9 protein-coding genes and 1 tRNA gene are annotated in these 13554 nt (G+C 44.0%); 5 read left to right on the top strand and 5 right to left on the bottom strand.

Annotated elements, in window-relative coordinates; translation table 11 throughout:
• Positions 1-2: 2 nt before the first annotated feature.
• On the bottom strand, positions 3-752 hold the full coding sequence (locus tag IE103_RS16070) for a DsbC family protein (protein ID WP_189347155.1): 750 nt from the start codon (positions 750-752) through the stop codon (positions 3-5).
• Between the two features lie 157 nt (positions 753-909).
• Positions 910-2109 (bottom strand): FAD-dependent monooxygenase, encoded by a 1200-nt coding sequence (locus IE103_RS16065; protein ID WP_189347154.1) that lies wholly within the window; start codon positions 2107-2109, stop codon positions 910-912.
• A gap of 160 nt (positions 2110-2269) precedes the next feature.
• On the opposite strand from IE103_RS16065, the gene IE103_RS16060 reads away from it, so the two are divergent.
• Positions 2270-2345, top strand: a tRNA-Phe gene (locus IE103_RS16060).
• A 326-nt stretch (positions 2346-2671) separates the two neighbouring features.
• Entirely contained in the window at positions 2672-4000 is a 1329-nt protein-coding gene (locus tag IE103_RS16055) for a site-specific integrase (protein ID WP_189347153.1), read from the top strand.
• Between the two features lie 100 nt (positions 4001-4100).
• Here IE103_RS16055 and IE103_RS16050 read toward each other — a convergent pair whose 3' ends face one another.
• The 3 genes from IE103_RS16050 to IE103_RS16040 are packed head-to-tail and all read right to left on the bottom strand — an operon-like array spanning position 4101 to position 5890.
• Positions 4101-4898, bottom strand: coding sequence for an ImmA/IrrE family metallo-endopeptidase (locus IE103_RS16050; protein WP_189347152.1), 798 nt, complete (start codon positions 4896-4898; stop codon positions 4101-4103).
• 12 nt (positions 4899-4910) lie between these two features.
• Positions 4911-5303, bottom strand: coding sequence for a hypothetical protein (locus IE103_RS16045; RefSeq protein WP_189347151.1), 393 nt, complete (start codon positions 5301-5303; stop codon positions 4911-4913).
• Positions 5300-5890, bottom strand: coding sequence for a hypothetical protein (locus tag IE103_RS16040; RefSeq protein ID WP_189347150.1), 591 nt, complete (start codon positions 5888-5890; stop codon positions 5300-5302). Before IE103_RS16040 ends, IE103_RS16045 begins: the two co-directional genes overlap by 4 nt.
• Positions 5891-6032: 142 nt before the next feature.
• Between IE103_RS16040 and IE103_RS16035 the strand changes: the two genes are divergently transcribed.
• From IE103_RS16035 to IE103_RS16025, 3 genes are all read left to right on the top strand, one after another.
• Positions 6033-6971, top strand: a complete 939-nt coding sequence (locus tag IE103_RS16035) for a hypothetical protein (protein WP_189347149.1) — start codon at positions 6033-6035, stop codon at positions 6969-6971.
• A 298-nt stretch (positions 6972-7269) separates the two neighbouring features.
• Positions 7270-7623 carry a hypothetical protein gene (locus IE103_RS16030; protein ID WP_189347148.1) on the top strand — a complete coding sequence of 118 codons (354 nt, stop codon included), beginning with the start codon at positions 7270-7272 and terminating at the stop codon, positions 7621-7623.
• A 62-nt stretch (positions 7624-7685) separates the two neighbouring features.
• Positions 7686-13529, top strand: a complete 5844-nt coding sequence (locus IE103_RS16025) for an ATP-binding protein (RefSeq protein ID WP_189347147.1) — start codon at positions 7686-7688, stop codon at positions 13527-13529.
• Positions 13530-13554 lie beyond the last annotated feature (25 nt).

Below are 13554 nucleotides of genomic sequence, written 5' to 3'. Positions count from 1 at the left end.
GTTTATTTTGCCGCAAGTGACGGTGTTTTTAAACTAGCAAACTTTTCTTCCAATGCTTTCACGTCAACCATGCCCGGCAAACGCGAGCCGTCGGTAAAAATTACCGTTGGTGTGCCAGTGACACGATACTTTTTACCAAGCGCTAACACTTGATCATGCGGTGTTTTGCAACTAGCAGCAGCGGTCGGTGCCACTTTGCCGTTCATCATCCATTCATCCCAAGCTTTACTACGATCCGCAGAACACCAGATATCGCGTGATTTGGTCACAGAATCGTCGGACAAAATGTTGTACATAAAAGTGTAGATCGTAATATTGTCGACACCTTGCAAAGTCTTTCTAAACTTTTTGCAGTAACCGCAATTAGGATCTTCAAAAATTGCAATCACACGTTTGCCATCACCTTTCACATACTTAACGGCAGCATCCAAAGGTAACTCAGAAAAATTCACGCGATTCAACTCATCGGTACGTTGCTTGGTGAAATTAGTCGTCCCTTTAACGTCGATGATGCTACCAACAAAAATATATTTTGCTTTGTCATCGGTGTAGATAATTTCATTTCCCATCCGTACTTCATATAGACCACCGTAAGGCGTCTTGGTCACAGAATCAATTTTGACACCACTACCGATATTCGACGAAATCACCTTCTTAATATTGGCTTCAATTTGCGCTGGCGTCTGTGCCCAAACGCTGCTACCGACCATCGTGATAGCGGCAACTGCAAAGCTGATTAGTTTCTTTTTCATATTGGTCTTTCTTAAAATATCTCTCTTAAAATAGCTTACTCGTTTTCAATTCCGATCGTCGCTTTACGGTGCTGTACTTTACAGTACGATGCCGTATTCAGCCGCTTGCAAGAAATCTCCAGTTAGAGCAGCGCAAATCCCACGCTCAACTTTATTCTTACTTCCCCATCGCATGGGAAATGAGTTTTCGTTTTAGGACTGGTAATTGATTCAGTAAGTTCATTCCCAAGTTACGCATCAGACGAACGGCAGGAAATTCACTACCAAAGAGATGTGCCAAACCATCTGTTGTGAATTGCATCAACGCTACTTCCTCGCGACGGGCTCGACGATATCTCGCCAGAATTCGCGCATCACCACAATCACGATGCGCTTCGCGTTCACGCAAAATACGCAGTAAGGCTTGTACATCGCCAAAGCCCAGATTCATACCATGTCCAGCTAAAGGATGTACCGCATGCGCCGCATCGCCAATTAAGGCAATACGTTGTGCGACCATGCTATGTGGACGAATCAAACGTAGTGGAAAAGCCTTCACTACTTCGGGTTGCAACGGAGTTAAGTTACCCAACTCTGGCGCCGCATACACCGCCAAGCGATCCGCCAATGCAGACAATGGCTCACGCATTAAGTCTGCCGCCAATAAATCAGGAGCCGACCACACCAAAGATACTTGATTGCCGGGCAAAGGCAGTAAAGCAATAATCCCCTGCCCTTCCACAAACCATTGACGCGCGACACCATGGTGCGGCTTTTCACAAGCAAAGTTTGTTACCACGCCTTGCTGCCCATAAGAACGATAATCCAAACCAATATCAGCTTGCCCACGAACCCAAGATTGGGCGCCATCCGCACCAATAATCAATTGCGATTCAATTACACGTGCATCGGTCAAACGAATACTCGCCGAGTCACTGCCAACATGCAACGCCTCTGCACGCCCGTCCACAAATTGAATGTTCGGTGCAAAACGTAAGGCGCTATCTAAGGCTTGATTCAGATTTTTATCTTCAACTATCCATGCCAGTTCATTGATATAAGCGCCGTACGCATCAAAATCGAGCTTGCCGCTACCAGACTCAGCCGCATCATGCACCTGCATCGCACTCACCGGTGCCAGCCGAGACGCATCAAGCGCCCCCCATACCTTCAAAGAATCCAGTAAATCGTGTGCCACATGGTTCAAGGCAAACACCCGCACATCCCACTCAGGTGTCGTGTCTACCAACTTGTTGGTCGCGCCGCTACGCAATAAAACCACCGACAAACCAGCCTGCGCCAATCCCAAAGCAGCCGCTTTACCAACCGCACCATCACCAACGATACATATTTCCGAACGAATCAATTGCTGGTTCATACCTCACCTTTACGGACAAGAAGACACCCAAAACCGCATTATACGTGAGCCAAAATAATCCATACGCCAGCCGCAATCCCATCTGAGAAGAATCAAATTTCAAGGATAAAACAGAAATTATTTGCTTTTTCCGGAATAGGTGTCTATAATTCTTGGTCTTGGCCTGGTAGCTCAGTCGGTAGAGCAGAGGATTGAAAATCCTTGTGTCGGTGGTTCGATTCCGCCCCGGGCCACCAAGAAAATTTTCAATCAAATCAATAAGATACGATTGAAAAAGTAAAAAATGGCTTCCCTCGGGAAGCTTTTTTTTCGTCTTACTGACACTAATACTGACAGTAAATCGATACTAAAGACGTACCTCAAATGCGCTTCACTGCGTATTTAGGATTTTAGATTCGATTTTAGATTTTAGGCTCGGCATCGGTCACTAAACGTAACTCCTCATTAACTTAAAGGAGTTCAACGATGTTTTACCAAAGCTTACCATTTCAACGATTCACTCGCGTTTGCGACAATCTCCCTGTGTCTATTGCACCAACCCAACAATTTGCGGTGGTGTAATATGGCGACCGTATACAAAGAAGGTTCGGCATGGATTGCCCGCATTCGCAAAACACATTTCAAAACAACCAAAGGTGGCTTCGCAACACGCAAAGAAGCTGAAACCTGGGCTCGCAATCAAGAGCATGCATTTGAAAATCAAGGTTCCGCCTGTGGATTCGGTCCAGACCGTACTTCGCTTGGTCAAGCCCTTTACGACTATGCAGAGAAAAAAATGCCATTTCTCAAAGGCGCTGTTCAAGACTTAAGCAGGGTCAACAAATATCTACGCGCCGTGAACTTACCGACCTTCAAGGCAAACAAAATAGCATCCACTAACGCTGACTCGTCCAGTGAGCAGACCTATTTTCAACTCGAAACCATTCCCGTCGAAGTTACACGCAATTATGCAAAAGGAGTTAAGGCGCACCGCGAAAAACAGGCTCAACGCAGCACAGCATCAGACAAAATTCGCGATAACCTAGCTCGTATGACCGTGGCGAGTATTCAACCGTTCCACTTACAAGAACTGGTCGACCAAATGCAAAAGGAAGGTTATAAAGCAGCCACAATCGGATTAGAGCGTTCACTCCTACGTGAGTTTTTCAATTACGCACGACGGACTTGGAGATGGGCACAACCTGCACTAAATCCAGCCTCCGATTTACGAATGCCGAGAATATCTAACCAGCGCAGTCGCATCTTATCTCATGAGGAACAGTTTAGACTCGCGGATGTATTGCGGAGCTGCGACAATCCATTTGTGGCTCCATGTATTGCACTGCTCATTGAAACATCCATGCGAAAATCTGAACTATTAATGATGTCCAGATGGCAGGATTTTGACCCTGTCAAAAGTATTTTAACTTTACGTGATGCCAAAGCAGGGGGAAGAGAAGTTCCTCTCACTAAAGAAGCCGTGGAATTAATTCAAAAGCTACCACGTGGCGCAGACACTGACCTAATTATTCCAATATCGATGGATGCAGTTAAATCAGCTTGGGAGCGTGCAAGAATTCGGGCGAACATTCTAGATATTACTTTGCACGATTTACGCCATACCGGTGCCACGCGCATGGCTATAAGATTAAATGGCAATATTTTTCTTTTACAACTCGTAACCGGGCATAAAACTCTGTCGCAACTGCAGCGATATATAAATCTCAAGGCGTCAGATGCTGTTGCAGCGTTTAATAAAACCGCAACAACAATAGATATACCAACCTCATCAATAGTAAGCGCGCCTCAAAATGAGGTCACAGAAAAACGAAGGAAGAACCGTCTCGATGTGCTTTTGAGCAAGAGAGTAAATCAACTTTCACACCGACCATCACACGAAACTTTGCACTAGAAAAAACGCCGCCAGCACATGAAATTCTGGCGGCGTTTTCTGAGAAATTAGTGACTCAATTGAACATCTTAGACGCGGGAGTATTAGGCTTCGAAAAGCACTACCAGCGACTATTTCGCCCCTGATATTCAAATCTGTCATCGAACATTTCAGCATCCGTCAAATAGAGCAAAACGATGACATCATTTCCGCACATCACGCTATGTTCTAAAATTTCAAATTCATCTTCATCATCATTTTCAAACCAAGTTTCGGCTGATTGTTTACCAGGCTTTGGCCGGATAGCTCCAGATTTCCATAAGTCGTAAGCAAAGCTATCTTCATCAAGAACACTTCGCAAACGCCAATGCTGAGGAATATCCTTCGCTGGTAAGCACCAGCGCCTTCTACCATCAGTAAAACATGCAACTATCACCGGCAGCTTATTCACATTTACAAGCCGAACTGATGTCGCAAGCAAACTCGTATCGAATTGTGCGGCAACCTCACCGAGCTCACCAAAACCAGGATTTTTATAAGTGCCAATAATTGGATTAAATAGAGAGGTCGGCATCAAGAGATGCGCTGCATAACTATCAGCTTGCCTTTCTTTCGAATGATTCTTTCCAAGATTTTCATTTATGTCAAATACTCGACATTGGAATGATTGACCACGATGCAAATCCCAGTGACCAATCTCATGTGCGATAGAGAATCGCTCCCTTCCTCTAACCTCACATGGCTTAATGGTCGCTATCGCTCTATTTCCGAAACCAACTAAAGTTGCGGCACAACCATCGAGGTGACGGTATTCAATTGAAATTCCAGCATCAAAGGCAATCGCCTCGATATCCAATTCATCTGGACTCGTAATTCCTAGAGAAGCAATTCTTGATTCTGCAGCGATATCGGGACTCATGGGTAACCCAATCTATTTACCGACGTCATCTTGCAAACCTTTAACCTGCCAATACAAGTTCAAAAGGTCTTGGTCGGTAAGTTCAGACAGTTCTCTAGCGGCTATTGTGAATCTTGCGTCATTCGCAGCTACCTGTAAGAATTTACGCGCGTCCGCGACGGAGATTGCTTCGCTAGGTCGACTAGAATCTGCCGCATTAGCTTTCATTGCCTCACGGGCAGCCTGCAGCCTCATTTTGCCGGCCGCTTTTTTTGCCACTTCTAGCATGGCTAAACCACGCGCTTTTGCGGCTCCTGGCTTTAGCCCATCAAGAACCTCAGCGTCAGACATGTCCATCAATTCATGTAAATATGCGTCAGCGACGTTATCAAACGATGTTTGACCAGGCTTAATTGACGAATTCATTGTTCACTCCATAATTCTTTTAGTGGCGCCAGTTTCCGGTCTAACCGCTTCCTTGCTGCGTCATATTTTTTTGTATCTAGGCCAGATGCTTCTGCGGCTTCAGTCCCCCTCAATCCATCAGCCCAAGCCATTAAGACTAATTCCACTTCATCGTCACCTTGAACTTGTCTTTCGATGGCCCGAATCATATTTTCTGCATCTAGTCGGTTGGACATTGAGGTTTCATAACTAGGCTCTACAATTTCCCTTGAATCTTCATCATCCCCAGACTCGATTTGTACATTAGGATTAATTACCCTAGCTTCCTTCTTTCTGATGTTGTAAGCGATGCTGTGCAACGCGTTACTCAACACAACCAATGGATGAGTGTTTGTGGGCCAACATCGAGCCTGACTCAAAAATTTCTCAATTGCAATCTGTAAAAGGTCTTGTCCAGTAACTCCGGGAACATTATTCGAATGGAATTCCGCCATTTTTGATGCTCGTGCCCAATCAGCATCTGAGAATTCTTTCAATATCAACTCTATTTCTTGGCTAGTCAGGCGGTGCTGCTCAAACTGGTCTGAATCAAGGTTTGCTTGTATCAATATAGGCTCCTAACTCAATGATGATGGACGTCAAAAAAATATTTATTTTTGCGCGTCCACGGCGTCTTTTCCGAGAGTCTTATGTAGTGCAAGGAAAAATATATCCGATTGCGCAACTTTTATCAAAGAAAGGCAACAAATCATGAAAATTGTTAAAAAAACTCGTGGAATTGCGAAATATCTAAACCACGTAAAAGATGGCCAAGTTTTCTATCTTGGTATTGTCGTACAGGACAAGCACTTAGCCCCTCTTGAAAAATTAGGTTTTTCTAACCCACCCAAGCCAGGTGAGCAATTATTACCTGACGCTACTTGGGGTACTGCTTCAGACAAGAACGCTAATGGCTATATTGTCAAACACACGGACTTACCTAAAGAGACTGCATACCGCCAAGGAGAATGGCGATGGAAACAATTTAAAGGACGCTATGAATGTGAGGAAAAATCAAAGATTGTTGATATTCCATATCAACGCTATCCTAGAACAATTGTGCCAGCCTACGCTATCAACTTGGAGATACTACAGAATGGCCTTGGCGAAATCATAGTTGTGGCAGGTCCTTTTACGAAAGAGTCAAATCCAATGGAAGTAGCAACAAACACGTCAAACATGTTAGTTGACATTTTTAAGGAGTGTCTAATTTTCAACAAAGACCTATTTAGCTGGAAAAAATCACCACTACGCCAGCTCAATTGGGAATTACTACCTCCCGGAAAGAATCCATGGCAATCAGGCAAATCTGCCTTACAAGGTATCGTGTCACGTAGCCCGACAGGTAATCAACCCGTTATTCAAGCGAGATTTGATGCAGTTGGAAGTTACGAACCAGAATTTATTGCAGTTGGAAAAGCTGGTTTTGACGGATATGTCATTTTTGGATTCCCCACTTTGGGTTTTTGTATCCTGGAATCCCGAGCGATAAACAATGCAACCTATGTTCTAAATGACGATTCTTGGGAAAATATCTCAGCGTTATCCAAAGCTGAAATTCTGCAGAACAATGCCCATAAAGCGAGATTTGTCCATCGAGAAACTTGGTTCAGCGCTCTACATAATTTATTTAGGAAGAAGGCTGCATAAATTGGAATGTAGAACTAACAAAAGGGCAGATACCACTGCCCTTTTAAAGGCGATTTCAAATCGTAATATGATTTTTTGTGCCTGTATAACGTCTTTCGAAATTAAGCGCAGATTTTCATTTAAGACTTGTATTGACACGTCCCAGGCTTCAAAGACATCTCAATGAGCATCGGAAGTCTTACATCAAAACCAATCAAAGACATCATATGTTCCCGATAGCTAAAGAAAAATTTGCCCTTGACTTCGAAATTAATAAATCCCATAATAGAATCTCCATAATCCCAATTAAGGATTTAATATGTACCCATCTTCAAAGCAAGTTGCTCTAATAATTGCAGTCTTATTTAAACGTTCGGAAAAAACTCGAGCACGAGTGAGCGAAAAAACAATTAAGAGTTTAGCTCGCCGAACAACCCTACGAAGTGCATTTACATCTGATTTGCGGTGTTGGCTTGAAGACTTTGGGATATTACTTGTCCAACTTGACCGAGGTGGATTCGCACTAGTCACTATCGCAGCGCTAGAAGGTGCCCCAACAATTCTCGCGAAAAATTATGTAAAGGAAGAACGAAAAGCACTGGCGTCTGGAACACTAAATGAAGACACATTATTTGAGGAACTTGGAATTACTAGTGAAGAAGATGAAGATTAGCGTAATTTTACTCTTTAAAATTTCCACTTCTCAAATTTGACGAACAACACAATGGATGCCTCGTGAGCTCAGAAATTAAATCTTCAGCAACTACTGCGGCAGGTTATGTTTATCAAACCATGCAAGGCGTGAACCTACTTTGTGATTGGCTAGAGGCTCCAACAAGGTATAAGCGTATTAGGTTCGAATGTGATGCAGAAACAATTGCGCCAAAAGGATTAGATGACTTGGTTGCTGTTAGAGCGGATGACAAAGTAGACCTTTGGCAAGTCAAGTTCTCACCATCTCCTGATAAATATCTACTTGAGTGGAAATGGTTGTTAGAAAAAAAAGGGAAGGCTGGAGGTACGGCACGAACAAATATTCGCAAATGGTTTGATGCTCTAGATGCAATCCCTCCATCAAAGGTAGGAAGCATTCGATTACTAACAAACCGAATTCCAGACCTCAATATCGAAAAATGCCTGAGAGGTGGAAAGTTTATTGACTACAAGCTTGCGCCTATGGATATTCAAGCAAGAGTCGAACAAGACCTTGGAAGCGAAGTTAACGCGTTACGTTTCTTTAAAATGCTGGAAATTATGCACAGCGACAAAGGATTTTCCAGCATTGAATCGCATGTCACTCAGAGACTGCGAAGGCACTCCACACCAGAAGGTATCGAGACACTCAAAAATAGAGCGATAAATTGGTCCATTCAAAAGAGCCAACCTGCACCAGACGGTTGGATTACCTTTGAAGTACTAAAGTCTACATTACGCATCACAGTCCCAGAACCACTGCCCGAAGATTTCACCATTCCCCTTGGTTATCGCGTACCAGACAATGAATTTCATGCGAAATTTATGTCTAGCCTCAAGGCCAGACCGTTACAACCACTCGTACTAACTGGACCACCTGGGCGAGGAAAAAGCACATATTTAAGCAAAGTATGTGAACTATTAGAATCAGAAAAAATACCTTTTGTTCGCCATCACTACTATTTATCGGCAGCAGACCGTACGTATGACCGTCACACTAGTTTTGCTGTCCAAGAATCTATCCTGGCACAGGTCAAGGAGTTCCATGGAGACGTCGTAACACCCCATCACGAATTAACTTCAAGCTTGTTAGCGTGCTCAGCACACTATAAAACATTAGGAAAACCATTCGTGGTAATAATTGATGGACTCGACCATGTTTGGCGAAACCAAGGTAGGGATAAACGAGCACTCGACGAAATATTTAATCAATTATTACCTATTTGCGAGAACCTTGTGCTCGTTGTTGGAACACAGCCAGTGGAAGACTCACAGCTGCCAAACCGCCTCATTGTTGAGGCGCCTCGCAATTCATGGCTAGAACTTCCTTCGATGTCTGCCAATGCAGTACTTCAGTACCTTCGCAAAGAAGTCCAGCAGGGGCGTCTTCACCTTAATGCAAATAGGTCTATCATTGAAACCGAGTTACAAGAAGCGGCTGCAAAATTACGTGAACGTACCGCCGGGCATCCACTTCACGTAATCTATGCGACTGAGGAACTCATTCGAACAGGAAGGGAATTATCCTCATGGAACGTCGAAAGACTTTCAGGAGATTTAGGTCACGATGCAAAAACGTACTACGAATCACTTTGGCAATTACTTAATGCTAGCCAAAAAGATGTTCTGCGACTTGTTTGCGAGTTTCGATTTTTCTGGCCAAGTCGTGCCTTTGCAGAGATTTCCACACTTTCTTTGTCTCCACTACCAGATGTAACGGCAGTGGAACATTTGCTACATGCTTCGCCAGCAGGTTTACGGCCTTTTCATGAAAGTCTGATTGTATTTATCAAGCAAACAGATGGATTCGAACAGCGAATTAATGAATTAGAAAATTTTGTAGAAATATGGCTAGACGGTGACGCCCCTACAGCATTGAAGGTGAATTGGCTTTGGCTAATAAAAGCAAGACGAGGCAACTCCGATGAGCTTATTAGAGGGCTACAGCGTAATTGGGTACTTGAAAGATTACAAGAAGGCTATGCACCCAGTCTTATCGAAAACCTTCTCGATAGTGCTGAAGAATATGCGGTGCAAACGACAAGATATGCCGAGGCATATCGCCTCCGTCACCTCAAGTACAGATTACTCAACAGCCTGTCGTATCGACTAATGGGGGAAGATGCCGCTAGACTTAAAGCATGCACGTGGACACTCGCGGCCGATGACAATGTAATTGACGAAGCCTACGCCTCTAGACACGAGTCCTCGATAGTCGATGTTGTAGCACTTGGCTTGGCTCTAAACGCAAGAGGAAATATCGTGGCAGCCACAGAATGCGCTCAGGAGGCATTACGTCGCCACCGAGGTGAAAGTCGCTTTACCAAAACGAATCAAAGCTCCGACGCATTAAGCAAAGCACTGTATTTAGCGCAAGCTTTTGCCAAATTAGGAGTGCTAGACTCTACTCCAAAAAATGAGGCCAAGTGGATTGCGGAACGGTGGCCTCAAATTGCTAACAAGTTCTTGGCTGCTCGCGTCGATAATGAGAAATTACGCAGCCTAATTGACGTACTACCGCACCTACCAGACACAGAGTCAAAACTCATGGTTTGTGACGCGACTTTCCGAGCTGCAGCACTCGCAGAAGCGAACCTCTCAGCTTGGGCTGAATTTAATATAATATTAAGTGGTAATCTTGCAGGATGCATTCATGCACTCGCCGGAAGTGAAGCAAGCATTTCGTTAAGGCCATTGAACTTTGACTGGCGCGAAGGTAGCTATGAAGAGACTCGTGCTGCTCTAACTACATTGGCACATGACTGGTTCTTTGGCGCGGTTCGCGTTAAGTTAATTGCCAAGAAGAATGTATCTTTACTTGACTCTCCCAAATTTAACAATCGCGAAATAACATCAGATTACTTTAATCATCTAAGCAACCTTGCCAAAAAATTCGCAATAATATGGGCTGCTGGTCGACCAATAAAATTCTCACAACTCTATGAAGAGCTCCCGCCATTGAACATCGCGGGCTATGACCTTAACCATGATTTAGGTCAAGGAACCTCAGAATTTAAAAGTGCTCTACACTGCATCGCTGTCGACATACAGTTAATGAGTGCCCAATTCGGTATTGCTACGTTGGTTGAGAAAGATGATTTGCTGCGAGCAATGGTGCAAACTTGGTTTGATGCTGACCAGTTTAGAACCCAATATGTCACAAGCTTAACTAAAATCCTATCAGACGACGCAGCGGAAGAATTTATTCGCCAACAACTAACTTTACTTAATACACAAGTTAAGGAAGAAACTGGTGTTAGATTAATGGCTATGCTTGAGCTTTGCGAAATGGCGTTAAGACATGACCTTAAGTGTCTTGCTACGGACTTATGCAGCAAAACATGGGAGCTCGCCCTCGGATATGCTCAACGCAAAGACCCCGCTATGTCAGATGTAATGGATGCCATCGAATATCTCATTCCTAGCTCCCCCAAGGATGCACTACGTTTATTGATGGAGGTTGCTCCCCAAATACACAATATTCTAGACTTTACCGATGGGAAGGGAACCCGACACATTTCCGCAAGAGCAGATGAACTACTAGCTAAATTGGATAGACAGGCACTTGTAGAAAAATATCGCTCACATACCGATTGCAGTGACTGGTCTCAAGCGGAAGATAGCCTAAAAGCATTTATTAGCACCGCGACATCCGAATGTGAATTTACAGGAGCGGTGTTACGAACCGGAATACATCTTGATGCTATAAAGTCACTTCAAATCGCAGCTAGCAACGGTGACGCTAATTCAACCAAGTTGCTATCAGAGATTGAACAGCACCGAAGCGGTCACTTTGGGGGCATTTTTGAGACGACATCAACAAGTTCAGGGCCGGATTCGAGACCTTTTCTGAGTGATGTAAAGATGTACCAAATAAACGAACTAGAACGCCTACAAGACGACCTCAAAGAACACTACGGTGTTCGCGCTGAAGTCTTGTGTGAATGGTACTGCTACTGGGAGACGCAAGGTCACGGGTCCCAACTAATTGGCATACTCGAACCAACTCTACTTTCAGATGCATGTCGGGATAACGATTTAAGTGAACTCCTCGACTTAGCTTTCGCCACCAAGCTTAGGCTGGAAGGAGCTAGAAAGGCATTCCCATACATAGTACAAGCACAACTCTTCAGAGGAGGATGGCTAGGCAATATGGAAAGGTCAGAAAAAACCGTGAGCAGGTTAAAACAAGTTGTTGGAAGATATAAGAGCCGATGTGACGAATTCTTTCTGAAGTCCACTTATAGCTGGCTCGACAGACCCAAAAAAAACCGAATTATCCCAAGCGAAATGATGGTGCTTTTCCTCAGCTTGCAAGGAAGAACAGCCGAAGCAATTCAATTTGTAGAGGCGATGGTTCAAAGTATAAAAGAAGATACTCGGACGCTAAATCTCAAAGCACCCACATGGTCTAACAAACTTCTTGGTCGTAATACCGAACTTGAACTATTAATGGCTCGTTTGCGATGGCCAGTAGCATCCACTCGCTGGTGGACAATGCAGGAACTTGCCTCACTTCTACTCTCGGAAAGCGTACAAGAAGAAGTATTTGAACGATTGCTAAACGAACTTAGAGGCTGTCAACTCGAATCAGAAACCGTTGAAATAGTAAGTATTTTTTGGATGGCATTCAATCGTGGTTACCCCATCACTAATGACCTCACAACGTCTATAAGGCACCCTTCAATGCTAGTAGAGCACTTACTAGCCGACATGGGAATAAAGTTTAAGGCTATCATTACTCCCCCTCTAGAGCTTGCTCCGGTTGACTTTAAAGTTCCATCAAATTTCAAACAAGTTCAAGGAAGAGATGTTCCACGAATTTACATGTCGCTCATAAAGCACTTGGAGCAACAAATGAATCGACCACTTGCACAACAGTTCGCGTTCGAATGGTCACTTACTGAGGCGGCCTACCCAGATGCACCACTCCAGGGAGACTTAGCCTATTTCATTCGACCAGTGGGTGATAATGCGACCGCAGGATTCGCATCAAGAACTCTTTTGCGAATGCTAGCAGCCTTTCAACGGACAATAGAGGTTGCAAGAAAATCATGGGGACTACCGGACAAGGTAGCGCTCGACTTTTTGCAGCATGTGCTTCCTTTTGAGCCGTCGTTAGCCTTTCTAAGTCCATCCTATCCATCCTGGATGCCACAACTAGACTCGCCGACTACCGCTAATGAAACTTCGATTACGGAATTCATTATCAAAATACAAAACAATCTTAAGGCGACGAAACCTACAACAGCATTGCTGTCCTTGATTACCCCTATCAAAGTGAGTCCTTACGAGATTATTGAGTTATCCCTTGTTCGATGCAGAAAATGGGGAAATCTACCTATCGATGCAGAATCATTGGCAAATAGAATTGATTACGACCAGCAACATCGCGGTCATATTGCACTAGATTCAGATACGTGGGGCATCAGTCAAATGCAGTGTATGGGACTTGATGATGTACTTGACGAGGAAACTCAATCAGCTCCCATGGCGGCATTTCCGACGTTCAGTCGAGTCGGCTACCTCCAAAAAGAACTTTATCCAAAACGATTACGCTTACCTTTGATAACTGGTCTAAACGAAAAAATCACAATAAGTCCATCTGGTGACAAGCTAACGATGTCAGCGAACGGAAAACTCATAGCTACCTGCTTATATTGGAACGCTGGATGGTCTCCTGGCCACCCAATATCTATCAGCGGTCTCAATGGAACAGCACTTTTAGGAGAAATGGTCGAACCTTCAGGAGAGAAAGAGGCACCACCAGACAGCCATTTTTATCTATGGACCGTCACTAGATTGTCGCGAAAATATGGTTATGGAACTTTCGAAGAGTCAGTACCTATTTACGGGATTTTCACGCAACAAATCAAAAAAGCCTGAACCATATTTTGGTTACTTCACAAAA

The sequence above is a fragment of the Affinundibacterium macrobrachii genome (assembly GCF_014652415.1).
GTDB classification, from domain to species: Bacteria; Pseudomonadota; Gammaproteobacteria; order Burkholderiales; family Burkholderiaceae_D; genus Undibacterium; species Undibacterium macrobrachii.
The sequence above is the reverse complement of the archived record's forward strand: the minus strand, read 5'-3'. Positions and strand labels throughout refer to the sequence as shown.